Source organism: Rhodoferax sp. GW821-FHT07F03 (assembly GCF_059418745.1).
Genome location: NZ_JBWKQM010000001.1, coordinates 520,328 through 542,860 on the forward strand (window position 1 = coordinate 520,328; position 22,533 = coordinate 542,860).

The following is a 22,533-nucleotide window of genomic DNA, read 5'->3' on the forward strand; positions in this document are numbered from 1 at the left end:
CGCCATGCACTTGCCGTGCCGTTCCAGCTGCCTTCAACTTGCGGGCGTCTACCCGCACCTGCGGTGCAATTTCATTGCTGCCTATGGAAAACCATGATGTTTGGGGGTTATCGCGCCCCTTAACGCGGCATCTTCTGCGACGCATGTCGGCTGCGTAAAGTGCCCCTTCATGTCATTGACTCGAAGCAAAGAAAACCACGCACCGGGCCATCCAGCCCAAGGTTTGCAAGAGTTTCAGAAGCGGCGCGGCACCCATGCACTGTCTTCCATGACGACAAAGGTCGGCCAACCGCTGGCCTGCAGCCACCCACACGGGCACAAGAGCGGCTAGAGCCGGCACGTCGGACCCTGAGGAGACCACGTTCAATCACTTCATTAAAGAGACAAGCATGCACACACAATTCAAACGGCGCGCACTTGCGGCCTCCATTGCCGCGATATCGGTTACCGGCCTGATGACGGCCTGCGGCGGCGGCAGCAGCGCTGCTTCCAGTACCGCAGGCCCCGGTGTATATGACAGCCAGTTGGCTTTCGATACGACCAAGTACACGACGATCACGGTCACCCTGGACGGTGTGAGCACGCCGGTACGCTGGTACCGCGAGGTGTGCTACGTCGGCAAGCCCATGCAATTGGCGGCTACGCAGTCCGCCGGAGCGGTGGACAACCAGAGCTGCGGCTACCAGAACATGAACATCTTTGTGCGCGAGGTGGATGCGGCCAAGCAAGACAACGCTATCTTGCTGAACGTCAACAACGCCGGCTGGTTGGCCAGCTACCAAGGGGGCAAGGGCGGCTGGAATGGCACGGACCCCATCACCAACAGCAATTACGCCGGGGCCGACATCGTCAACGGCGGCACGTACGTCAGCAACAGCGATACCGACAAGAAGGGGGCTGCGCTGGCCCGTGGTTTCGTCTATATCAACATGGCCTCGCGCAGCCGCGGCGCGGTGGCCCCCGCTGGCGTCTACGACGACGGCATCTACCAGGGCAAGGCGCCAGCCGCCATCGTCGATGCCAAGGCCGCCGTGCGCTATTTGCGCCTGAATGACAGCCTCATGCCGGGCAGTGCCAGCCGCATCGTGGTGAACGGCACCAGCGGTGGTGGTGCGCAGAGCACGCAGCTTGGTGCCACGGGCGACGGCGAAGACTATTTGCCGTATCTGAAAGCTGCCGGTGCGGCCGGCATCGACACGAGCGGCAAGAGCTCCATCAGCGACAGTGTCTATGCCGTCGTGGCCTATTGCCCCATTCAGGACCTGGGCAGTGCCGACCTGGCTTACGAGTGGATGTTCAATGTGCTGGATACGCGTTCACTGGTGTCTGCGGACCAGAAGGCCGGGCTGATCGTGGATGCGAGCGGTAATGAACTCGTCCGTGCCTCGAATCCAGACCCGACGGGCAGCACCGCGCTGATGAATAAGTTCGCGACCTACCAAGCTGGCCTGGGCTTGAAGAATGATGATGGCACGGCGCTGACCACCGACAATATGCTGGCCGCCTTGCAGACCGAAATCAAGAAAGCGGCAAGCACGTACGTCAAGGCTGGCAAGACTTTCGTAGCCTACAACGCTTATGGCAGTGCTGCGGCCAATGGCGTGGTCGGCGGAAGCGGAACCCTGTACTACAAGAACGACTTCATCAACGTGGATTCGAGTGGTACGGTAACCAACTTCAATATGTCGAACTACCTGAAGTTCGTGGCCAAGCAATCCCGGCTCAAGGCCGTGCCGGCTTTTGACCAACTCGGTCAAACTGCCGCCCTCGCGACGACTGCTACGGCGGACACCACCCTGGCGGGAGCCACTATCTATGGCAACTACAGCGGAGGCGAGTCCAATTTGTTCGGCACCGCTGCCCAGGTGTATTCCAACTTCACCGAGTACGCTTGGAACAACAACAACGGCGGGGACGCCATCAACGCCGCGCAAAGCGATGTGGGCTTGGCGAATACCGGCTACACCTGGGCTGCCAACCCGCAGCAGGCGTATCTGTTGAACCAGTACAAGATGATCAACGCTCTGCCCTATGTCGGCAAAACCGCCGGCATCACGACGCACTGGCGCATCCGCGTTGGCGCGCGAGACCGCGACACATCTTTCACCGTGGCTTACAACCTCAGCCGTGCGCTGAAGGCGGACTCCAAGGTCAAGGATGTTGATTACGCACTCTTCTGGGATCAGGGGCACGCCGGCAACTACGACGTGCTAGACGCCTTCAGCTGGATCGACCAGCGCTTGGCCGCTGGGAATTAAGACTGGATCTTCAGCATCGCCATGCAACGGCGCAATGGTTGGGCCTGGCCAGGCCCGCCGGGCTCAGGCCTTTACGTAGCGCAGCACCATTTCCACCACATTGGCGCAGCGCTGGCGCATGGCGTCCGGGCTGTCCAGTGTGTGCTGGAAGATCAGTGCAAAAGTGTGGCTGTTGGCCACGTTGAAAAAGCTCAGACCGCTGATCGACATGTGCAGGTCCACCGGGTCCAGGCCACTGCGGAATACGCCGGCCGCCACACCGCGCTGGTAAACGGCGGTGATAGCTTCGATGGCGGGCTCGTTGCGCTGCTGGATGCTGGTGCTTTGCGCCAGGAATTCGCCGCGCTGCATGTTCTCACTCATGACCAGGCGTACGAATGCGGGGTTTGCGTAGTGGTAGTCCACCGTGAAGGCCACCAGGGTGCGTAGGGCTAACTCGGGCTCCAGGTCTTCCAGGTGCAGCTCGGACTCTATTTGCCGGATGCGGCTGTAGGCGGCCTCCAGCACGGCGATGTACAGGCCTTCCTTGCTACCGAAGTAGTAGTAGATCATGCGCTTGCTGGTGTGCGTGGTGTCGGCGATCACGTCCACGCGGGCGCCGGCCAGGCCTTTTTCGGAGAACTCGCGGGTGGCCACCTCGATGATGTTTTCGCGCGTGCGGTCCGGGTTGTTGGTGCGCGACGTGGTGCGTGCGTCCTTGGCCTTGCTGCGCGAATGGTCGGGTTCGTTCATTCGCCCAGTATAGGAGGCAGCAGCTGCTGCAGGGCGGTGTGGAAGGCATCGGCGCGCTCGTACTGCACCCAGTGCCCGGCCTGGTCTATCCACGCGAATTGCTGAAAGTGCGGCAGGGCTTGCAAGCTGGCTTGCAGCAAGTCCTGGTGGCCTACGTACAGCGCATCCTCGCGGCCATAGATGGCCGACACGGGGCATGCCACGCGCAGCAGGTTTTGCTTCAGCACATCGGTGTTGGACAGCCGGCGCGCGGGCAGGCGGTCGCGCTGTACATTGGCTTTGTGCAGGGCCAGCGTGTCGGCGTCTATGGCCTCAGGCTGGTGCAGCATGAGTGCGGCCAGGTTGAAGCGGTGGATGGCGTCGCGCGCGTCCTCGGCCTGTAGATGCCGCCAGCCCTTGAGCTTGACGGTGTTGCGCGGCACCAGGCCCAGCCCCACGGCGCCCACCACCACCAGGCGAGCCACCCGCGCCGGGTAGTCGGCGGCCAGAAAGCTGCCCACCATGCCGCCGAATGAAAAGCCCACCACATCCACCGGCTGCGCGCCCAGCAGCTGCTGCAGGCCGGCTTCCAGCGGTGCGGCGATCACGTCGGCGTCCATGCCGTCCGGGGGCAGGGCGGAGTCGCCAAAGCCGGGCAGGTCGGGCACCCAGACCTGGCGGCCCGCGTCCACCAGGGCGTTGATGTTGCGTACCCAGTGGGTCCAGCTGCCACTGCCGCCGTGCAACAGTAGCAGCGGGCGCTGGCCGCCATCGGCCGGGCCCCATTTGTGCCAGACGATATGGCCGTCGTCGCAGGGCGTGAGGTGTTGGGTGGCGCGGCTGCGCAGCGCGGCGATGGCGGGTATGGGCACGGGTGGGCTCAAGCGAAAGCAGGGGGCCGTAGTGTAGTAGCAAACTATCGCGCTGCATAAATGATAGCTTCTTGCGCAGGCACTACCTGCGCTAGAGGCCTATTTCTTATGTGCCTGTGGGCGGCCACGCAGGCTGCAGGCTGCGCATCTCTGGATGGGTGGGAAAGCTGGCCTGGGTGCCGTGGCGTGTGACGGACAGTGCCGCGGCAGCCTGGGCCCATTGCAAGGCGCTGGCCATGGCGTAGCCCTGCGCCAGGCCGGCAACCAGGGTGCCGCAGAAGACATCACCCGCACCCACCGTGTCCACGGCCTGGGCGGGTACCGCAGGTAGTTGTTGTATGCCACGGGCGCTGCACCACAGCAGGCCGGCGGCGCCCAGGGTCACAACGACATGCTGTGCGCCCGCCTGCTGTAGCCGGCGGGCCGCTTCGGCGGCCCCGTCAAGCTGGGTGATGGCTGCGGCTTCCACCTGGTTGAGTACCAAGACATCCACGTAGCCCAGCATTTGCAGGCAGGCTTCCGGTACGGGCGCGGGGTTGAGCAGGGTGCGGCGCTGTTGGCTGCGTGCCAGGCGCAAGATGTCGGTACTGAGGCTGGCGTCCAGATTGCCTTGCAGTACCACCCAGTCGCCTGCGGCGGTGGCGTTTAGCACGACCTGCGGGTCCGGCCGGTACTGGGCGGCAGCCTCGTTGCGGGTGACGATGGTGTTTTCGCCCTGCAGGTCCACGGTGATCACCGACAGGTCGGTGGCGCAGGGCAGCCGGCGGATGTGCTGTGTGTCTATGCCTTCGTCCACCAGCCGGGACAGAAAGCGCCAGCCGTCCGCGTCATCGCCCAGCGCGCAGAACAACACCACCGCTGTGCCCGTGCGCGCTGCGCACACCGCCTGGTTGGCGCCTTTGCCGCCATAGTCCAGCTGGGTGTGGCCAGCCAGCAGGGTTTCGCCGGCACGCGGCAGGCGCTCGGTCTGCAGCAGAAAATCGAAGGCGGCATTGCCTACTACGCATACCTGGCTGCCGCGCTGCCTCATGCTGCCTGCGGCGCAGAGCTGTGCGCCACCCAGTCGCGCAGGATTTCGCCATAGAGCCGCACCGCCTGGTGCAGCCGGTCTACGCGGCAGTATTCATTGGTTTTGTGGGCCATGTCGCTTTCGCCCGGCCCCAGGATGATGGTGGGCGGATGCCCGGTGGCCGGCGTCAGCACGGCGGCATCGGTGAAATACTGCACCGTGCGCCGGTGGGTGCAGGGCTCGCCATGCTGCTGCGCCAGCTGCGTGACGCGGGCGATCCACGAGTGCTCGGGGTCGGAATACACCGCCGGCAGGTCGATCAAGGGCGCGAGTTCGATATTGCCCAGGTGGGCGTGCAAGCGCTCCGACACGCAGCGGTGCTCTATGCCCGGCACGCTGCGGATGTCGATGGTAAAGCGGGCCTGGTCGGGCACTGAGTTGATGTTCAAACCGCCTTGGATGGTGCCTACGTTCAGCGTGGGTGAACCCATCAGCGCATGGGCCGGGCCGACCTCGAAGCTCCTGATCTTTACCAGCGCATCGGCGGCGGCGTAGATGGCGTTCACGCCCTGTTCCGGCATGGCGCCGTGTGCCGTGACGCCGCGTGCCGTGGCGTTCAGCCATAAAGCACCTTTGTGGCCAATGAGCGCGCGGTTGCCTGTGGGCTCGCCCACGATCAACGCACCCAGCGGCACCAGGCAGGCGGGCTGGGCCGCAATCAGCGCATGGGCGCCGTCGCAGCCGGTTTCCTCGCCGCCGGTCAGTATCAGCTGCAGGCCGCTGCCCTGGCGCAGGCTGTCAAGCAGTGGCAGGCAGGCGGCGATGAAGGCGGCGATACCGCCCTTCATATCGCTGCTGCCGCGCCCGTAGAGCTTGCCATCCACCACCTCGCCGGCATAAGGGTCGTGCTGCCATGGGGCAGCGCCCAGGGGCACGGTGTCCAGGTGGCCGGTGAAGCCCAGGGGGGCACCTCCCGCAGCACCTTCGATGTGGGCGACGAGGTTGATGCGGCGTTCGCCAAAGCTGTGCAGCTGTACCGCAAAGCCGGCCTCCTGCAGCAGGCCAGCCAGAAAGCGCGCGCAGTCTTCTTCGTCCCCCGGCGGGTTGGCCGAGGTGAAGCCCACCAGTTGGCGGGTCAGTTCTACAGGATCGATGGCTAGCATTGCACTGCTCCTGCTGTTGGATAGGGGTTAGACCACCTTGGTCAGCCAGTCCAGGCTGTTCTGCCAGAGCTGGCGGTAGCCCTGCCAGTCGGAAAACTCGGGCGGTAGCCAGTGGTGCGACATATCGCTGGTCCAGGCCAATGTACGCCCCTGGCCAAACTGGCCCGCCACCAGCAGCGGATGGCCGGTTTCTGGCACCGTGGCAATCAGTGTGGCGCCGGGTTTCACTGTGACCTCGTTGTAGCCCAGCAGGTGCGGCCACTGCGTGCCCAGCCCGGCGGTGACGGGGTGTGGAGCCAGCAGTTGCGGGGTAAAGCCCTCTGGCACTTCCACGCGGTCATCAAAGGGCAGGCACTGCACGGGCAGCACTTCTTCCACCGGGGTTTTGTGGAAGCGCGCGCTGCCGTTGATGCCTTGAAAGCTCAGGTAGCCGCCCACCATCATTAGGCCACCGCCGCCGCGCACGTATTCGCGCAGCAGCTTGAGCCGGTTGGGCGTGCGCTGGCTTTTGGCCCAGGTGTCCGGGTGCAGCAGCAAGGTGTTGGCGCCAATGTCGGACAGGATGATGGCGTCAAATGCCTGCAGGCCTTCCAGTGTGGAGGGGAAGCTTTCCTGCGCGACATGGGCCGGCATATGGGTGATCTGGTAGTCGCCGTCCTTGAATGCGTCCAGGAAGGCCGTGGCACCGTTGTGGTACGTGATGGTGGGGAACTGGTCAAAGCCCTTGATGTGGGTGGCGGTGCTGGTCCAGGTCTCTCCGGCCAGCAGTATGGATTTCTTCATGTCTATGTCCTTGGGTGTTGTTGTGTAGGGGTGCCATCGGCTCCGTGGATGGCATTGGAAAGCGGTTTACAAAATGGCCTGTGCGGTGCGAACTCTTGGTGCAAGACCTCAGCCTACGGTGTTGGCGAACACCCGCTGCGGGTTGTGCACCAGCAGGGTTTCAATCTGCGCATCGGTCACGCCGTGCAGGCGCATGCGGGGCACAAAATATTTCAGGATGTAGCCATAGCCGTGGCCGCCAAAGCGGGTCAGCATGGTTTTCAAAAATACGTCGTGGGAGATCAGCAGGCGGTCGATGAAACCCGCGTCGATCAGGGCACGGATGGCACGCAGGTTGTCCTCGTCGGATGGCGCGGGCGCCTGTTCTTCGGGGTAATAAAACTCCATGCCTATCATGTCGTACTCCAGCCAGGCGCCGCGCCGCGCCAGCGAATGCTGGTATTCGGTATCGCGGTGGCTGGGGTTCATGTGGCACAGCACGGTATGGTTCAGGTTCGCGCCTTCGGACTCCACAACGTCCAGCACGCGGTGGCCGTGGCGCAGCCAGCCGGGCAGATGAACCGACAGGGGCACGCCCGTCTGGGCGCTGGCCCGCGCGGCGGCACGCAGGGATTTTTCTTCGTTGGCGGTGAAGTCGTGGGAAACGCCGATTTCACCGATCAGCCCGGCGATCACCTCGGGCTTGCGGGCGCCGCCGCCCACGTCGTACACCAGCTGTTCGGTCAGCTCCTCCACGGACTTTTTCGCCACGTAATTGGGGTGCGAAGGCTCCAGGTAAAAGCCGGTGGACATGACGATGTTCAGGCCCGTGCGGCGCGATATGCGCTGCAGCGCCTGCGGGTCGCGGCCTATGCCCAGGTTGGTCGGGTCTACCACGGTGTTGCCGCCCAGTTCCTGGAACTTCATCAGCTCTTCGACCGCCATGTCGGGGTCGAACAGCTGGCAGTTGTCGCGGTTGGCCAGCGGGTTCATGCGCAGGGCACCCAGGATGCCCATGTGCACCTTTTGTTCTCCGATGTGCCGCTCGCTGCAGCACGATGGAGCAACCCACTTGCCAGACGCATCCAGCAGGATGTGTTCGTGCATCAGTGTCACGCCCATCTGGGCGACGGGTAACGGACCCAGCACCGTCATCACATGGCCGCTGCTTACGCCCACGGGCAGCGGCTCGGGGTGGCTGAAAATGGAGTTCTGCATTGCGTCAGCCCTTGCGTTGGCGCTGCGGCGTGAAGATGCGCGTGTTCATGTAAATGGCCAGCAGCATGATCGCGCCCTGGATGATCTGCGTGTAGAACGGCGACACGTGAATCAGTATCAGCCCATTGCCCAGCACGGCAATGGTCAGCGCGCCCAGCAGGGTGCCCAGGATGGTGCCGCGCCCGCCAAACAGATTCGTGCTGCCCAGCACCACCGCAGCCACCACGGCCAGCTCAAAACCCACGCCCTGGTTGGACGAGCCACTGCCCAGCCGTGCGGTTGTGATCAGCCCAGCCAGACCGGCGGCCGCGCCGCTCAGGATGTAGACCTTGAGCGTGATGTTGCGCACATTCACACCCGCACGGCGCACGCCCTCGGCATTGGTGCCAATGCCAATGATGTAGCGGCCAAAACGTGTGTGGCGCAGGCAGACCCAGCCGGCCACCAGCACCAGCACCGCAATTGCCGCCGGTACCGGCACGCCCCAGACCACCGCGCGCCCCAGCTCGGTAAACAGGCCCGTGCCTTTGACCGGGATGGAATAGCCCTGGGTGAGCAGCAAGGCCACGCCGCGCACTACCGACAGCGTGCCCAGCGTGACGATAAAGGCCGGCATGCCGGCAAATGCGACGAAGTAGCCGTTGATGGCGCCAATCAGCCCCCCCAGCGCTATGCCGCCGGTCAGCACCACCACATCCGGCGCGCCGGCGTCCAGGCTGACGGCCGCCAGCGCGCCCACCAATGCCAGCGTGGAGCCGATGGACAGATCGATGCCGCCGGTGGTGATCACCAGCGTCATGCTTGTGGCGACGATCAACAGCGGCGCGCTTTGACGCAGTACGTTCAGGATGTTACCGGTGGTGAAAAACGTGTCAGTTGAGAAGCTGAAGGCCAGCACGCAGCACAGGAAAAACGCCGCAATGCTGGTCACGCCGGGGTCACGGCCCAGCAGCCGTTTGAGTGGGGTGGAAGCGGGGGCAGACGTGGGTGCGGAAGTGGGGTTGGGAACGTGGGACACAGTCATTTCCATGGTTAGCTCTCCACCAGGGGCTGGGCGGAACGGGCAGTGAATTTGCGGCCCACGATCAGGTCCACCACCTCTTGCAGGCTGGTGTTGCCAATCAAACGGTCGGCCACGTTTTGGCCTTCGTACATCACACTGATGCGGTCGCACACCAGGAACAGGTCTTGCAGCCGATGGCTAATCAAAATCACGCTGACGCCGCGTGCACTGATGGTGCGCACCAGCTCCAGCACGGCCTCGACCTCGGCCACCGCCAGCGCGGCCGTGGGCTCGTCCATGATCAGTACTTTGGGGTTGAAGGACGCTGCACGCGAGATGGCGATGGCCTGGCGTTGCCCACCTGAGAGGTTCTCGACCTCCTGGTGCGTATCCGGTATGCGAATGCCCAGTCCGCTGAGCATGGCGCGGGCCTCAAAGTGCATTTTTGCGTGGTCCAGCACGGTCTTGCCGAATACGCGGCGGGTCGGCTCCCGACCCAGAAACAGGTTGCCTGCCACGTCGATGGTGTCGCACAAGGACAGGTCCTGGTAGACCATCTCGATGTGGTGCGCCCGGGCGTCGCCAGGGTGTGCGAAGTGCACCGGTTTGCCGTCGATTTCAATCTGGCCGCTGTCGGGGATCACCGCACCCGACAAGACCTTGGATACCGTGGATTTGCCTGCGCCGTTGTCTCCCACCAGCCCGAGCACTTCACCAGGCGCCACTTCCAGATTTACGCCGCGCAGCGACTGTATGGCGCCGTAGCTCTTGGTGATGCCTCGCATGCGAACGCGTGGTGGCGTTGCCCTTGTGTCCATGTCCGATTCCTTGTTGCAGAGAAAGGCTGTGGCTTGCATGGCGTGGGTCCAGTGGCGATGTCACGCCATGCAAGCGCTTATGGCACAGAGGCCTATTTGAAGACCGTGCGGTATTTACCCACGTTGGCCTTGGTCACGATGGTCACCGGCACCGATATGCTTTTGGCGACGGGTTCGCCCTTGACCAGCTTGATGGCGGCGTCCACTGCGGCCTTGCCTTCACCTTCGGGGTCTTGCTGCACGACTGCCAACACATAACCGTCGTCCATGCCCTTGATGGCCTGCGCGCTCAGGTCCCAACCGACGACCTTGACCCGCTTGCCCGCGTTCTGGGCCGAGGTGGCAGCCACCAGGCCGATCAGTGCCGGTTCACCCGTGGCGTACACCACCTGCATGTCCGGGTTGGCGGAGATCAGGTTTTCGGCCGCGCTTTGCGCCTGGTCCTGTACGTTCTGGCCGTCCACAGTGGAGACGATCTTGGCACCAGGCGCGCCGGCCACGCCGGCCTTGAAGCCGTCCAGGCGCACGTTCTGGATGAAGGAGTTGAGTGCGCCCACCACGCCGATCTGGGCCTTGCCGCCCAGGCTGGTCTTGATGTAGTCGGCGGTGTACTTGCCGATGTCCACGCCGACCTGCTTGTTGTCCACGCCGACTTGCGATGCGTTGTCGCCGTTGACGATGGCGTCGATGGCCACCACCGGGATACCGGCCTTCTTGGCCTGGCTGATCGCGGGCTTGATGCCGTTCACATCAATGGCCACCACCAGAATCGCGTCCACCTTCTGCTGGATGAAGGTTTCGATGGCGTTGTTTTGTGCGTTCGGGTCGTTGTTGGCGTTGAAGATGGTCAGCGCCACCCCGGCGGCCTTGGCGGCTTTTTGCGCGCCTTCGTTCATCTGGGTGAAGAACAGCGCCTCCTGGTTGATCTGCACCAGAGCAATGGTTTTGGGCGTTGCCGCAAAGGCGGCGCTGCTGGCGCCCATGATTCCCGCGAACAGCAAAACAGAGCTGAGGCGGCCGAAGTTGAAAGTTGTGCGCATGGACTAATCCTTTTCATGGTTGGACCGGAGCACAAGCCGCGCCAGCCCGCGCCGCGCCTTGCTTTCCAGCAGAAAACGTTGTTGCATACCCCCAACCCGGTGGCTATTTTGCGTATTTAGTAAACCGGGTTACAAAAGTGTACTGGCGTGTTTTTGGGGTGTCAACAAACGGACACAAAAAATTTTCGATCAGTGGAGGAGGGCGTCAGCGTCGCCCAGGTGCTGTGCCCGGAAGGGCTTAGCCCAGGTTGCGCGGAGCCGCTACAGACGCGCGCTGCACCAGCTGAACGGGTAGCCTCTGGATGGTCGCCGGCCCATGGGCTGCTGCGCTGCCGTCCAGCAATGCCAGCAGGGTGGCTACGCCGGTGCGGCCCAGGTCGCGGGCCGACTGCCGCAGCGTGGAGATCGGTGGCATCAGCAGACTTGCAAATTCCATATCGTCAAAGCCCACGATGGACATAAACGACGGCACGTCCAGCCCTCGGTCGCGCAGGGTTTCCAGCATGCCTACGGCCAGGTAGTCGCTGGCCGCGAACACGGCGGTGGGCGGCTCGGGCAGCGACAGCAGCTCACTGGCGGCCTGCTGACCGAACTTGCGCTCGTACGAGCCGAACCGCACCAGCTCTGGCTGGTAGGGCAGATGCGCTTCTTCCAGCGCCTTGCGGTAGCCGGCCAGGCGTTCGCGCACGGTGAACAAATCCTGGGGGCCGGTTACGTGGGCGATGCGGGTGTGGCCTGCGGCCAGCAGATGGAGGGTGGCGAGGTAGCCGCCTTCCACGTTGTCGACAAACACCTTGGGCACCACCGCGCCCGGCACGTCTTCGTCGATCAGCACGATGTTGCTGCGCCCGCTCAGAAGTGTCTTGAGCGAGCCGTCGTCTGGCCGGTTGGTGATCAGGATCAGGCCGTCCAGGTGCGTGGTGTCCAGCCAGCGCAAATAGGTTTCCTCGCGCTGCAGCAGGTTGCGGGTAATGCACAGCGCCAGGCCGTAGCCGGCCTCAGAAGCGGCCTGTTCCACCTCGTCGGCCAGCTCGGCGAAGAAGGGGTTGGCCACGTCGGGCATGGCCAGCCCTATGGTTTCGCTGCTGCCCAGGCTGAGGCGCCGGGCCAGGCTGTTCTGGTGGTATTTGAGCGCGACGACTGCATCGTCCACGCGCTTGGCGGTTTTGGGTGGCAGCACCAGGGTTCCGCCCAGATAGCGTGATACGGTTGCCTTGGATACCTTTGCGTGTTCTGCTACGTCCTTGATGGTGGAAGTCTTTGCCACTGTTGTCCCTTGTGTCCCTTTTACTAGGCTGCTATTTTGCGGCCTGTGGGGAGGTGGGCGCTGCATGTGTATCGAACAGCCCGCGGCGCAGGCTGGTCTGGCTGTTCCACTCTTGGGTCTGCTACATATTCAATAGCTTCCAGCGCAGGATTTACATGCGCTGGCAGCCTGTTTGGTATGCGAGGCTTGGGCTGCCCTCAGCTGCGTTGCTTCAGCCGCATGTCATTGGGCAGCGGCGTGGAGCGGCGCAGCACGTCTTCGCTCAGCCACAGCGCGCTCTTGCGGGCGCGGGCCGCCACCATGGGCAGGGGCATGTTGACGTAGTCGTCGTTGAAGACTTCGAAGCTGTAGTCACCTCGGTAGCCGAGCTTGTCCAGGCGCAGCACCAGGTCCACCAGCTGCTCACTGTGCACGCCCTCGCCGGGGAATACGCGGAAGGTGCGGGCGGTGGTCATGCGCTCTTCAAAGGTGCGGGTCTCTTGCCACATGAAGTCGGCCAGCTGCACCAGGAAGATCTTGGACGGGTCCAGGTAGTCGATCTCGTCCAGCGGGGTCTTGGCGGCGAGGATGTGGTACGAGTCTATGCCTATGCCGAGGTTGGGGCAGTCGGCGCGGCAGACCACGTCCCAGGCGGTGGTGAACTCGTTGATGGTGCGGCCCCAGGATAGGCCTTCGAACGCGATGCGTATGCCGTAGGGCACGGCCAGCATGGCCAGCTTGCGCAGGTCTTTGGCGATGTGGTCCAGGTCCTGGGTGGCGTGGGCCGAGGTGGACGAGCAGGCCAGCAGCACCTTGCAGTCCAGCGCGGCGCACATCTGCAGCATGGCCTTGGCGATGTCGATCTTGTAGTCGTGCAGGTGGCCGCTCAGGCCCTCGAAGTCACGCAGCACCTGGAATCCGGTGCCGCGCAGGCCGCTGGCCTTGACCTCGGCCACCGCGGCTTCCATGCCGTCTGGGTGGCCGACAATGTCATTGGCCTTCAGCATCACCTGGGTGAAACCGGCATCCACCATGGCCTTGAGCTTGGCCTTCAGCGGCCCGGCCAGGGTGATGGTGTCCATGCCGAAGCCTTGGATGGCGTGGGCTTTCATGCTGCTTTCTCGCTGTGCACGAGTTCGAATACTACGGAACCCAGATAGGTCTTGGTGATGGCGCCACGGCTTTCGGTGTGGGTGGCCTGGGTTTCCACAAACTCCACGCCCAGCTTGCGCAGCGCAGCCACGGCAGCCAGCACGTCCGGCACGCCCAGGCCGATGCGCTGCAGGCGTTCATTCACGTCGATCACATTGACCTCAGGCTCGATCAGCTGCAGCATGAAGCTGCTGCCTTCGGAGAGCGCGGGGCTGCGCAGCAACTTGCCCTTGGGCATGATGCCGAAGCGTTGCTCGTCGGGGATCAGCTCCAAGCCGAACAACGCGTTGTAGAACTCGATCCAGTCGTAGCTGCGCTCGGGGCCGATGTACTGCACTACGCCGAAGAAGTGCAAGCCAGCGGTGGCCTCAGGATGCTGCTCCACCGAAGGAATTGGGATGAAGTCCACGTCGTAGATGGAGAACTCGTTGTAGCGGTCCACAAAGTAGATGCGGCTGCCGCCCGCGCCGTGGATGGCGGGGATGTTCAGCTCCATTACCTCGGCGTGGGTGGGCACCTCCCAGGCGCCGCGCTCCAGCACATAGTGGTAGGCGGCACGGGCATCGCGCACCCGCAGGGCCACCGCCGAGATGGTGGGCGACTCGCTGCCATGGCCGGCGCCCTGGGCATCACTGGGGTGGCCGTTGACCACGATGTTCAGCCCGCCCTGGCGGTACAGCTGGATCTCGCGCGAGCGGTGCCGCGCCACGGGCTTGAAGCCCATCATTTCCAGCACCTGGCCCAGGGCCTGGGGCTTGGGCGTGGAGTATTCGACAAACTCGATTCCGTCCAGCCCCAGGGGGTTGGCAGCGTCACTGAAAGAGGCCTGCAGCGGCTCGCGGCTGTCGTTGACGAGTAAGTCACTCATAGCTAGGTTGCTCCTGATTAAATAGCTGCTGGTGCAGGCGCTGCGTGCGCCCCACCCAAGAATAGTCGTTCAATATTCGGATCGGCAAGCAATTCGGATGCCGGCTTTTGCAGCACCAGGCGGCCGGATTCGAGTGCGATGGCTTCGTCCGAAATTTTGAGCGCGCTTTTCACGTTTTGTTCCACCATCAGCACGGTTGTGCCCTGGTCGGCCAGCTTGCGCAGCAGCTTGAACACATCGCCCACCACCATGGGGCTCAGGCCGATGCTGGGCTCGTCGATCAGTATCACCTTGGGGCGCAGCAGCAGGGCGCGGCCGATCTCCAGCTGCTTCTGCTCGCCGCCCGACAGGGCCGAGGCCATGCTGTTCATGCGCTGCTTGACCCGCGGGAAGAACTCCAGCACCTCGGGGATGCGCGCGTGCGTCAGCTCCTTGCCGATGGTGATGCCGCCGAGTTCCAGGTTCTGCCACACCGTCAGCTGGCCGAACAGATTGCGGCCCTGCGGCACGAAGGCGATGCCCTTGGCCAGCAGTTCCTTTTGCGTGGCGCCGCCAATGCTTTCGCCGTGCAGCTTGATCGTGCCCTGGCGGGGCTTGAGCAGGCCGAACAAGGTCTTCAGCACCGTGGACTTGCCGGCACCGTTGGGGCCCAGCAGCAGGGTGATGGAGCCGGTCTTGGCCTTGAAGCTCAGGTTGTTCAGGATCATAAAGTCCTTGTACCCGGCCACCACGTCGTCGAATTCAATGCAAATATCGCTCATTTTTATGCTCCGAGGTAGGCGTCCAGCACCTGCTTGTTGCCACGGATTTCCGCCGGTGTGCCGATGGCCATGACCTTGCCTTCGACCATCACCATGATGCGGTGGCACAGGTCCATCACAAAGTCCATGTTGTGTTCGATGACCACGAAGCTGCTTTTCTTGCCGCTGGCAGGGTTGCGGTTCAGGTCCTTCAGCAGCGTGGAGATGCCACCCACCAGGCTGGGGTTCACGCCGGCGCAGGGTTCGTCCAGCAGCACCAGGTCGGGCTCGCTCATGAAGGCCATGGCGATGTCGACCAGCTTTTGCTGGCCGTAGCTGAGTTCGCCGGCCTTTTTGTCGGCTACGTGCTCAATGCGGAAGCGCTTGATCAAGGCATCGGCCTTGCCGCCCAGGCCCGAGTCACCGGGCGCGAACATTCGGCTGAACATGCTGCCGTGGTGCTCTTGGGCCGCCACGATCAGGTTGTCGCGCACGCTCATCTTGCCAAACACCTGCAGCGTCTGGAAGGTGCGGCCCACGCCCTTGCGGTTCAGCTCCAGCGGACCGCAATGGGTCACGTCTTCGCCGTTGAGTTCGATCTTGCCGGTGTCGGGCGTGATCTGGCCCAGCATGCTGTTGAACAGCGTGGTCTTGCCCGAACCATTGGGGCCGATGACGCCGAAGATTTCGCCGGGCTGGACTTCGAAGCTGACACCGCCCACGGCCTGGATGGCGCCGTAGGCTTTCTTCAGGTCAGTGACTTTTAACAGGGACTGGCTCATGGTTTGGCTCCTGCGGCAGCACGTGCGGCGCTGGCTTCTTTGGATTGTTTCTTGGCCTTCAGGCGGTCAGGCAGGCTCAGCAGCCCATCGGGCAGCCAAACCATCAGCACCACCACAGCGGCGCCGAATAGCGGCAGGTACCAGTCGGACACGCCGGGCACGTCACGCAGCCACTCTGGCACGACCACGCCGACGGCGGCGCCAACGATGGGGCCGAGGAAGTAGCCGGGGCCGCCGACCACCACCATCAGGTACATCATGATCGATGCGCCTACGGCGAACGGGGCGGGTTCGATGAACTGCACCAGCGAGGCGAACAGTGCGCCGGCAATGCCTGCGTAGGCCGCGCCGATGGCGAAGGACAGCAGGGTGTAGCTGCGGATGTTGATGCCCAGGCTTTCCGCACGGATCGGGTTGTCGCGCAGCGCTGTGAAGGCTTTGCCCCAAGGTGAGCGCAGCAGGCCCCACAGCAGCAGTGCCAGCACCACGGCAAAGGCCAGTACCAGGTAGTAATAGTTCAGGTTGGCGTTGGCAAATGCGGGGCGGGCGATATCGTTGATACCGAAGGTGCCGCCGGTCAGCCATTCCTCGTTGCGCATCACCAGCCAGACGGCGGTGTTGAAGCCCAGGGTGGCAAACGCCAGGTAGATGGTCTGCACGCGCAGTGCCGGGAAGCCCAGCACCAGGCCTACTGCAAAGCACAGCAGTGCCGCAGCCGGAATGCCCAGCCACCAGCTGAAGCCCGCCTTGAGCAGCAGGGCCATGGTGTAGGCGCCAATGCCGAAGAAGGCGGCGTGGCCCAGAGATTTCTGGCCGGCGTAACCCACGGTCAGGTTCAAGCCCATGGTGGCGACCACGAAGATCAGCCAGGTGGTCAGCAGGTAGATTCCGTAGTTTTTAAGAAATTGCGGCGTAACGCACAGAAATACTGCGGCGACTGCTATGGAAATGAGAGTGCTCTTTTTCATGATCAGACCTTGCGTTCTTCTTTTTTGCCCAGCAGGCCTTGGGGTTTGAACAGGATCACCACCATGAAAATCACCAGCGCCACGGCGTCCTTGTAGGCCGGCGAGATATAGGCAGCAGCCAGGTTTTCGCAGACGCCGACGATCAGCCCGCCCAGCAGTGCACCGCGCGAGTTGTTGAAGCCGCCGATGATGGCCGCGAAGAAGGCCTTGTTGCCCAGGCTTTCACCCATGTCGAACTTGGCCAGGTAGGTCGGCGTGATCAGCACGGCGGCGGCGCAGGCCAGGATGGCGTTGATGGCGAATGTGTAGAAGATCATGCGCGGCACATTGATGCCCAGCACGCTGGCGCTCTCGGTGTTCTGCGCCACGGCCTGCATGGCGCGGCCGGTGATGGTCTTATTCAGAAAGGCTTGGGTGCCGAACACCAGCAGCAGGGCCAGCACCAGGGTGCCTACGTCGGCCATGGTGATGGTGACGCCGGCGATGTTGAACAGCTTGTCGGCAAACAGGCTGGGGAAGGGGTGGGCTTCGGCACTGTAGCCGGCACGCATGCCGTTGCGCATGGCAATCGACAAGCCGATGGTGGCCACCACGATGGGCATCATGCCGAACTTGAACAGCGGGTCCACGATGCCGCGTTTGAAGGCCCAGCCGAGGACGGCGGTGGCCAGTATGCAGGTGAGCAGAAAGCTGACCAGGAATGGCGCTCCCATGTTGATGAAGGCCAGCATCATGAAGGCGGGCAGCATGACGAACTCGCCCTGGGCGAAGTTGATGGTGCCGGCGGCTTGCCACAGCAGCGTGAAGCCGAGTGCGGCCAGCGCATAGATGCCTCCGGTGGCCAGGCCACTGAAGAAGAGTTGGAGGAAGTCGGTCACGGGAGGGGCTCCTGGAGGTGTTGTACGCACCCACGGCAGTGGGTGGGGCACTTTGTGATGCCCTCTCCCGCGCAGGGGAGAGGGCTGGCGCGAGTGTCCGCCGGGCGTTTACTTCTTGGTCTTGACGTTGACGTTGGAGGCGTTCAGCGGTGGCACGATGGCGATCACGTCTTGCTTGTTGTTCTTCACCTGGACGATGAAGCTTTCGCGGTCCAGGTCACCGTTCTGGTCGAGCTCCACGTTCATCAGCACGCCTGGGTATTTGTCGGTGGTGACCTTCAGGCCGTGCAGCGCGGCAGCCACGGCCTTGCGGTCCAGCTTGCCGACCTTTTCAATCGCGGCCTTCAACACATATACGCCGCTATAGCCCTTCATGCCGTTGTGGTCCGACACATAGCCGTAGGCCTTTTCGAACTTGGCGCTGAAGGCGCGGATCGACGGGATGGGCGCATCCACGGTCAGGCCCACGTGGGCGATGGCGCCGTTGGCGGATTCACCTGCCAGGTCGATCACTTTTTGGCCGGTCAGGGTGGTTTCGCCGATGATGGGCTTGCTCCAGCCTTGCTTCTTCAGCTCGCGCAGGGCACGGGCGGATTCTTCTTCGTTGGTGTAGACGAACAGCGCATCTGGGTCGGCCTGCTTGGCCTTCAGCACGGGGGCGGTGAAGTCCACCTGGCCGCTGTCAGACGAGATTTCTGCAACGATCTTGGTGTCGGTGCCGGCCAGGGCTTTTTTGATGGAGTCCAGGCCGCCCTTGCCGAAGTCGTTGTTTACGTAGATCACTGCCAGGGTTTTGGCCTTGACGGTTTGGTTGATGTAGCGCGCCACCTTGGGCATGGCGGTTTCTTGGGTGAAGCTGGTGCGGAAGACGTAGGGGTTGCCCTGCTTGGTGATGGAGGCCGCTTCACCACCGGTGAAGTTCGGCACCTCGGCCTTACGGCTTTCGGCCATGCTCACCATGATGGAGCCGGAGAACACCGGACCAAAGATGGCGAACACATCGTTGTCGATGGCTTTTTGGGTCAGGCCCTTGGCCACGCCGGGGTTGCTTTGCGTGTCGGTGGTGATGGTTTCGAATTTCTTGCCCAGCACGCCGCCGTCGGCATTGATTTCCTTGACGGCCAGCTCCACGCCGTTTTTGAAGTTGGTGCCTGCCGTTGCGCCGCCACCGGACAGCTCGACGATATTCGCCAGCTTGATGGTTGCTTGGGCGAATGCGCCGCCAGCGCTGGCTGCAATTGCGCAAGCTGCTATGACTTTAAGAGCGAATCGTTTTTGAACTTGGGATTGCATGCACTGTCTCCTGGAGTGAGGTTGGGGTAACGAGGTGGGTTGAAAGCTTACGGTAATTTAGCGGCGAATTTCATCCAGCAACTCGCTTGGGTAGATAAGTTCGCGCAAAAAATTTGCATCCTGGCGTACGTGTTGCGCTGCAGCATGAAAGCCGAAGAAGTCCAGGTAGCGATGGGTTTGCTGGATCAGCATTTCAAAGCCGGGTTCGGCCACCAAGCCGCGGGCGCGCACGGCACGCACGGCCGGCGTGGGCTGGTTCTTCATCAGGATGTCCACCAGTGCCGCTTGCGGCCCCATGCGGCGCACATCGAAGGGCAGCGGGTCGCTGGCCTGCATGCCCAGCGGCGTGGCGTTGATCACCAGGTCGTAGCCCGCAGGGTCGTTGTTGGCCGCCACCACCAAGGGCACCGGTGACATGGCCGCCATGCGCTGTGCGGCACTGGCTGCGCGGCCCGGAGCGGGGTCGAAAAAAGCAATTTCTGCCGGGGCCGAGGCACCGGCCAGGGCGAGCGATGCGGCAATGGCCGCCGCAGCGCCACCCGCACCCAGAATCAGCACCCGGCTGGCCTGGTAGCGGATCTGGAAATAGTCCAGACTGGCTACAAACCCTTCACCGTCGAACAGCCCGCCTTCCAGCCGGCCATCTGCATTGCGGCGCACTGCGTTCACGGCACCGGCCATGGTGGCCAGGTCGCTGCAACTGTCCAGCCAGGACAGCATGGGCGCCTTGTGCGGAATGGTGACCCACACACCTTTGATGTTCGGTGCCTTGAAGGCGGAACTGACAAAACCCTGCAGGTCCGCCGACGCAATGTGCACCGGCACCAGTACCGCGTTGATGCCCAGCAGGCTGAAGATGCGGTTGAAGGTGGTGGGCGCCTGCACCTGCTGCACCGGATCCCCGACGATGAAATACACATCGGTATGGCCGTTGATCGTCGGCATGACGGTGCGGATATCGGCGTTGGGCATGGTCAGATCGGGGTGGGCATGAATGGGGCGTTGATGGGGGTGGAATGTAGGGGAGCCATCGGTGCTGCGGAATTCTTGTGGGACTTAAATGCGCGATTAATGAACACGTGAGTGCGATAATTAAACGTAACTAGGGTTAACACATGGCAACAGAAACTGACAAGTCGACCCCATTGGCCCGCCGAGACTGGATCGCCGGCCTGGACAAGGGGCTGGGCCTGATGGAGTCGTTTGACGACGCCCATCCGCGCATGACCGCCACCCAGGTAGGGCAGCGCTGCGGGCTGACACGCACTGCAGCGCGCCGCTATCTGCTGACGCTGTCGCATCTGGGTTATCTGGCGACCGATGGCAAGCTGTTCTGGCTGACGCCGCGGGTGCTGCGGCTGGGGCAAAGTTATCTGGAGTCGGCCCGCCTGCCGCGCATCGTGCAGCCGTTTTTGCAGCGCATCACGGCCGGCACCATGGAGGTGGCCTACCTCAGCGTGCTGGATGGCGACGACATCGTATACATCGCCCGCAACGGCCCCACCCGGGCCATGAACACCGGTTATGTGCTGGGCGGCCGGGTGCAGGCCGAGATCACCGCCGCCGGCATGCAGATGCTAGCCCTGCGCACGCCTGCGCAGCTGGAGGAGTGGCTGGCCGGCCATGAGCTGAAGACCTACACCACCCACACCATCACCGACAAGGACAAGCTGCTGACCACCTTGGCGCAAATACGCCAGCAGGGCTGGGCCTTGTCGGAGCAGCAGTTGGAGCTGAAATACCGCGGCATCGCCGTGGCGCTGCGCGACCGCAACGGCGATGCCGTGGGCGCCCTCAGCGTCACCATGCCCATGGGCCATGAGTCGGGCGCGGATGCCGTGGCCCGGGTGCTGCCGGTGCTGCGCGAAACCGCCCAGGCCATGCGCAACCTGATTTGATGGTTTGCTATTGAATTGGTAGCTGCTTGCGCAGAAGATACCTGCGCTGAAGGCTATTTTGATGCTTGGTCCAGAACCTGGCCCAGGCGCTCCCAGCGCACGCCCTGGCTGTCCATGGAGAACCATACCTGCCGGGCTCGACCCAGAATGTCCTGCATGGGCACGGTTCCAAAGCTGCGGGAATCGGTGCTGGCCAGCCGGTTGTCGCCGAGCACGAAGACCTGGCCGTCGGGCACGGTAAGGTCGGCGTTGGTCTGCGGGCTATGTGGGGCACGGTTCACGTCCGGGTTGGGCGTGGCGGGGGCGGGCAGGGCGGGGGGCGCCTGCCACTGCACTTGCCATTGGCGCGGGCCTATGGACTCGGTCACCGTGGTGCTGCCGGGCGCAGGTGGGTCACGCCGCAAGGCCTGGCCGTTGACCCAGATCTGCTGGCCGTCGATCTGGATGTGGTCGCCGGGCAGGCCGATCACGCGCTTGATGTAGCGCACGCTGCGGTCATTGGGGTAGGCAAATACGGCGATGTCGCCACGGTGCACGCCTTGCTGGCAGCCGGGGCAGTTGTAGCGCTTGTCGGCCCAGATCAAGTCACCCCGGCGCACGCTGGGTTCCATGCTGCTGGACGGGATGTAGAAGGGCTCCACCTGGTGCTGGCGCACGTACAGGCTGAGTAGGGGCAGGGCCAGTAAATCGCACAGCACGAACACCAGCGCATACACCCCGCTTTGCTGCCAGGCCAGGGCCGGGCCGCCGGGGTGGCGCCGCGCGCCGCGCCAGGCATCCCACACGCTGTAGGCCCACACGGCCAGGGTCAGGCCCAGGCCCAGCAGCAGCGTGGGCAGCATCAGCCTGCTTGGCAGGTAGAGCGCGACCAGCGCCACACCGGGAATGCACAGCAGCGCAAATACCAGGAACTGCCAGATGCCACGGTTCAGCGCGCCGTTGTAGAGCTGGCCAAAGCCGGGTAACACCAGCGAGGCCAGAGCCGCCACCAGTGGGCGGCGTGGGGTGATGGAGATAGAGGGCATGGGGGCTCCTTCAAACAGTTCTACAAGGCTGCGGCACCGAGCCACAGGCCAAAGACAAAGCCGCCGGCCTGGCTCAGACCCAGCACACCACCGCCCAGCAGGCCGGTAGCAGCCAGCAGCCAGCGCAGGCGCGACCATGGCGTGGGCTGCTTGTACTGCTTTGGTGGTGCCACAGGCATGGTCTGGCGTGGCAGTTGCCGCAGCACGCGCTGTGCAAAGTCGGGCGGTGGTTGCAGCAGTTCGCGCTGCAGCAGGGTGTCCAGATCGGTATCAGTCATGGGGCTTCTCCGTGTCAGTGGCCAGCAAGGCGCGCAGCCGTTGTTTGGCCCGGTGCAGGCGGGTTTTGATGGCGGCCAGGCTGTCGCCTTCTATGCGTGCCACGTCGGCCAGGGCCAGGTCCTGCACATACACCAGGGCCAGCGCGCTGCGGTCGGCCAGGGGCAACTGGCGCAGTGCGGCCTGCAGGCGGGCGCTTTGCTGCAGCTGGTCCAGTGTGTGTTCGGGGCCGGGCTGGGGGCAGGCGATTTCGGGCAGGGCCTCGCCGCTGGCTTCTTGCCGGTGCGCCGCACTCTGCAGTGCGTTGCAGGCCAGGTTGCGGGCTATCGTGAACAACCAGGTATTGAACTGGGCGCGATCGGGCTGGTAGCGGGGCAGCTGCGTCCAGGCGCGCAAGAAGGTTTCTTGCGCCAGGTCTTCCGCCTGTGCCTGCTGGCAGCCCATGCGGCCCAGAAAGCCGAACAGCGGGCCTTGGTACATATCCACCAGTTCGGCAAAGGCCTGCGTATCGCCAGCGGCCATGCGTTGCAACAAAGCGGGGGGCAAGGGCAAG

At 63.4% G+C, this 22,533-nt stretch carries 23 protein-coding genes; 2 read left to right on the forward strand and 21 right to left on the reverse strand.

From position 1 onward, the window contains the following. Positions 1 to 389: 389 nt before the first annotated feature. Positions 390 to 2,258 (forward strand): subtype B tannase, encoded by a 1,869-nt coding sequence (locus AC07R0_RS02335; RefSeq protein ID WP_495103623.1) that lies wholly within the window; start codon positions 390 to 392, stop codon positions 2,256 to 2,258. Positions 2,259 to 2,321: 63 nt separating this feature from the next. Here the strand turns inward: AC07R0_RS02335 and AC07R0_RS02340 are convergent, their stop codons facing one another. The 18 genes from AC07R0_RS02340 to AC07R0_RS02425 form a co-directional block, all read right to left on the reverse strand. After that, positions 2,322 to 2,990, reverse strand: coding sequence for a TetR/AcrR family transcriptional regulator (locus AC07R0_RS02340; protein ID WP_495103624.1), 669 nt, complete (start codon positions 2,988 to 2,990; stop codon positions 2,322 to 2,324). Continuing rightward, positions 2,987 to 3,841, reverse strand: a complete 855-nt coding sequence (locus tag AC07R0_RS02345; RefSeq protein ID WP_495103625.1) for an alpha/beta fold hydrolase — start codon at positions 3,839 to 3,841, stop codon at positions 2,987 to 2,989. Before AC07R0_RS02345 ends, AC07R0_RS02340 begins: the two co-directional genes overlap by 4 nt. Positions 3,842 to 3,947: 106 nt before the next feature. Beyond that, positions 3,948 to 4,871, reverse strand: a complete 924-nt coding sequence (locus AC07R0_RS02350; protein ID WP_495103626.1) for a ribokinase — start codon at positions 4,869 to 4,871, stop codon at positions 3,948 to 3,950. Continuing rightward, the gene (locus AC07R0_RS02355) at positions 4,868 to 6,013 is read right to left on the reverse strand and encodes a M20 family metallopeptidase (RefSeq protein WP_495103627.1); all 1,146 of its coding nucleotides are present in this window, start codon (positions 6,011 to 6,013) and stop codon (positions 4,868 to 4,870) included. The genes AC07R0_RS02350 and AC07R0_RS02355 overlap by 4 nt, the downstream gene beginning before the upstream one ends. A 27-nt stretch (positions 6,014 to 6,040) precedes the next feature. Further along, on the reverse strand, positions 6,041 to 6,796 hold the full coding sequence (locus AC07R0_RS02360) for a glutamine amidotransferase (protein WP_495103628.1): 756 nt from the start codon (positions 6,794 to 6,796) through the stop codon (positions 6,041 to 6,043). 108 nt (positions 6,797 to 6,904) lie between these two features. Beyond that, entirely contained in the window at positions 6,905 to 7,993 is a 1,089-nt protein-coding gene (locus AC07R0_RS02365; RefSeq protein WP_495103629.1) for a phosphotriesterase family protein, read from the reverse strand. A gap of 4 nt (positions 7,994 to 7,997) precedes the next feature. Continuing rightward, the gene (locus AC07R0_RS02370) at positions 7,998 to 9,023 is read right to left on the reverse strand and encodes an ABC transporter permease (RefSeq protein ID WP_495103630.1); all 1,026 of its coding nucleotides are present in this window, start codon (positions 9,021 to 9,023) and stop codon (positions 7,998 to 8,000) included. A 2-nt stretch (positions 9,024 to 9,025) separates the two neighbouring features. After that, complete coding sequence (locus tag AC07R0_RS02375; RefSeq protein WP_495103631.1) at positions 9,026 to 9,853, reverse strand: ATP-binding cassette domain-containing protein; 828 nt, start codon at positions 9,851 to 9,853, stop codon at positions 9,026 to 9,028. 53 nt (positions 9,854 to 9,906) lie between these two features. After that, on the reverse strand, positions 9,907 to 10,854 hold the full coding sequence (locus tag AC07R0_RS02380; protein WP_495103632.1) for a substrate-binding domain-containing protein: 948 nt from the start codon (positions 10,852 to 10,854) through the stop codon (positions 9,907 to 9,909). A 238-nt stretch (positions 10,855 to 11,092) separates the two neighbouring features. Next, positions 11,093 to 12,121, reverse strand: coding sequence for a LacI family DNA-binding transcriptional regulator (locus AC07R0_RS02385; RefSeq protein ID WP_495103633.1), 1,029 nt, complete (start codon positions 12,119 to 12,121; stop codon positions 11,093 to 11,095). Positions 12,122 to 12,318: 197 nt separating this feature from the next. Beyond that, complete coding sequence (locus AC07R0_RS02390; protein WP_495103634.1) at positions 12,319 to 13,212, reverse strand: sugar phosphate isomerase/epimerase family protein; 894 nt, start codon at positions 13,210 to 13,212, stop codon at positions 12,319 to 12,321. Beyond that, positions 13,209 to 14,120 (reverse strand): VOC family protein, encoded by a 912-nt coding sequence (locus AC07R0_RS02395; RefSeq protein ID WP_495103635.1) that lies wholly within the window; start codon positions 14,118 to 14,120, stop codon positions 13,209 to 13,211. The genes AC07R0_RS02390 and AC07R0_RS02395 overlap by 4 nt, the downstream gene beginning before the upstream one ends. Before the next feature lie 17 nt (positions 14,121 to 14,137). After that, a complete protein-coding gene (locus tag AC07R0_RS02400; protein WP_490590131.1) occupies positions 14,138 to 14,881 on the reverse strand; it encodes an ABC transporter ATP-binding protein in 744 nt (247 codons plus the stop codon). Between the two features lie 2 nt (positions 14,882 to 14,883). Beyond that, the gene (locus tag AC07R0_RS02405) at positions 14,884 to 15,642 is read right to left on the reverse strand and encodes an ABC transporter ATP-binding protein (protein ID WP_495076675.1); all 759 of its coding nucleotides are present in this window, start codon (positions 15,640 to 15,642) and stop codon (positions 14,884 to 14,886) included. After that, on the reverse strand, positions 15,639 to 16,610 hold the full coding sequence (locus AC07R0_RS02410) for a branched-chain amino acid ABC transporter permease (RefSeq protein WP_495076674.1): 972 nt from the start codon (positions 16,608 to 16,610) through the stop codon (positions 15,639 to 15,641). Before AC07R0_RS02410 ends, AC07R0_RS02405 begins: the two co-directional genes overlap by 4 nt. 2 nt (positions 16,611 to 16,612) lie before the next feature. Further along, positions 16,613 to 17,488: a branched-chain amino acid ABC transporter permease gene (locus tag AC07R0_RS02415; RefSeq protein ID WP_490590128.1), complete on the reverse strand. Its 876-nt coding sequence runs from the start codon at positions 17,486 to 17,488 to the stop codon at positions 16,613 to 16,615. A 108-nt stretch (positions 17,489 to 17,596) separates the two neighbouring features. Beyond that, the gene (locus tag AC07R0_RS02420) at positions 17,597 to 18,781 is read right to left on the reverse strand and encodes an ABC transporter substrate-binding protein (RefSeq protein ID WP_495097263.1); all 1,185 of its coding nucleotides are present in this window, start codon (positions 18,779 to 18,781) and stop codon (positions 17,597 to 17,599) included. A gap of 57 nt (positions 18,782 to 18,838) precedes the next feature. Then, entirely contained in the window at positions 18,839 to 19,753 is a 915-nt protein-coding gene (locus AC07R0_RS02425) for a shikimate dehydrogenase family protein (protein ID WP_495103636.1), read from the reverse strand. Between the two features lie 143 nt (positions 19,754 to 19,896). On the opposite strand from AC07R0_RS02425, the gene AC07R0_RS02430 reads away from it, so the two are divergent. Next, positions 19,897 to 20,679: an IclR family transcriptional regulator domain-containing protein gene (locus AC07R0_RS02430; RefSeq protein ID WP_495103637.1), complete on the forward strand. Its 783-nt coding sequence runs from the start codon at positions 19,897 to 19,899 to the stop codon at positions 20,677 to 20,679. Positions 20,680 to 20,732: 53 nt separating this feature from the next. Here AC07R0_RS02430 and lepB read toward each other — a convergent pair whose 3' ends face one another. Genes lepB through AC07R0_RS02445 form a run of 3 tightly spaced genes read right to left on the reverse strand, consistent with a single transcriptional unit; the run spans position 20,733 to position 22,532 of the window. Next, the gene (gene lepB, locus AC07R0_RS02435; protein WP_495103638.1) at positions 20,733 to 21,704 is read right to left on the reverse strand and encodes a signal peptidase I; all 972 of its coding nucleotides are present in this window, start codon (positions 21,702 to 21,704) and stop codon (positions 20,733 to 20,735) included. Between the two features lie 20 nt (positions 21,705 to 21,724). Further along, the gene (locus AC07R0_RS02440; protein WP_495103639.1) at positions 21,725 to 21,982 is read right to left on the reverse strand and encodes a hypothetical protein; all 258 of its coding nucleotides are present in this window, start codon (positions 21,980 to 21,982) and stop codon (positions 21,725 to 21,727) included. Then, entirely contained in the window at positions 21,975 to 22,532 is a 558-nt protein-coding gene (locus tag AC07R0_RS02445; RefSeq protein WP_495103640.1) for an RNA polymerase sigma factor, read from the reverse strand. The genes AC07R0_RS02440 and AC07R0_RS02445 overlap by 8 nt, the downstream gene beginning before the upstream one ends. Position 22,533 lies beyond the last annotated feature (1 nt).

Coding starts and splice junctions, on each gene's coding strand:
- AC07R0_RS02335 (WP_495103623.1), top strand. CDS start 390: ATGCACACACAATTCAAACGGCGCGCACTTGCGGCCTCCATTGCCGCG.
- AC07R0_RS02340 (WP_495103624.1), bottom strand. CDS start 2,990: ATGAACGAACCCGACCATTCGCGCAGCAAGGCCAAGGACGCACGCACC.
- AC07R0_RS02350 (WP_495103626.1), bottom strand. CDS start 4,871: ATGAGGCAGCGCGGCAGCCAGGTATGCGTAGTAGGCAATGCCGCCTTC.
- AC07R0_RS02355 (WP_495103627.1), bottom strand. CDS start 6,013: ATGCTAGCCATCGATCCTGTAGAACTGACCCGCCAACTGGTGGGCTTC.
- AC07R0_RS02360 (WP_495103628.1), bottom strand. CDS start 6,796: ATGAAGAAATCCATACTGCTGGCCGGAGAGACCTGGACCAGCACCGCC.
- AC07R0_RS02365 (WP_495103629.1), bottom strand. CDS start 7,993: ATGCAGAACTCCATTTTCAGCCACCCCGAGCCGCTGCCCGTGGGCGTA.
- AC07R0_RS02370 (WP_495103630.1), bottom strand. CDS start 9,023: ATGGAAATGACTGTGTCCCACGTTCCCAACCCCACTTCCGCACCCACG.
- AC07R0_RS02375 (WP_495103631.1), bottom strand. CDS start 9,853: ATGCAAGCCACAGCCTTTCTCTGCAACAAGGAATCGGACATGGACACA.
- AC07R0_RS02380 (WP_495103632.1), bottom strand. CDS start 10,854: ATGCGCACAACTTTCAACTTCGGCCGCCTCAGCTCTGTTTTGCTGTTC.
- AC07R0_RS02390 (WP_495103634.1), bottom strand. CDS start 13,212: ATGAAAGCCCACGCCATCCAAGGCTTCGGCATGGACACCATCACCCTG.
- AC07R0_RS02395 (WP_495103635.1), bottom strand. CDS start 14,120: ATGAGTGACTTACTCGTCAACGACAGCCGCGAGCCGCTGCAGGCCTCT.
- AC07R0_RS02400 (WP_490590131.1), bottom strand. CDS start 14,881: ATGAGCGATATTTGCATTGAATTCGACGACGTGGTGGCCGGGTACAAG.
- AC07R0_RS02405 (WP_495076675.1), bottom strand. CDS start 15,642: ATGAGCCAGTCCCTGTTAAAAGTCACTGACCTGAAGAAAGCCTACGGC.
- AC07R0_RS02410 (WP_495076674.1), bottom strand. CDS start 16,610: ATGAAAAAGAGCACTCTCATTTCCATAGCAGTCGCCGCAGTATTTCTG.
- AC07R0_RS02420 (WP_495097263.1), bottom strand. CDS start 18,781: ATGCAATCCCAAGTTCAAAAACGATTCGCTCTTAAAGTCATAGCAGCT.
- AC07R0_RS02425 (WP_495103636.1), bottom strand. CDS start 19,753: ATGCCCAACGCCGATATCCGCACCGTCATGCCGACGATCAACGGCCAT.
- AC07R0_RS02430 (WP_495103637.1), top strand. CDS start 19,897: ATGGCAACAGAAACTGACAAGTCGACCCCATTGGCCCGCCGAGACTGG.
- lepB (WP_495103638.1), bottom strand. CDS start 21,704: ATGCCCTCTATCTCCATCACCCCACGCCGCCCACTGGTGGCGGCTCTG.
- AC07R0_RS02440 (WP_495103639.1), bottom strand. CDS start 21,982: ATGACTGATACCGATCTGGACACCCTGCTGCAGCGCGAACTGCTGCAA.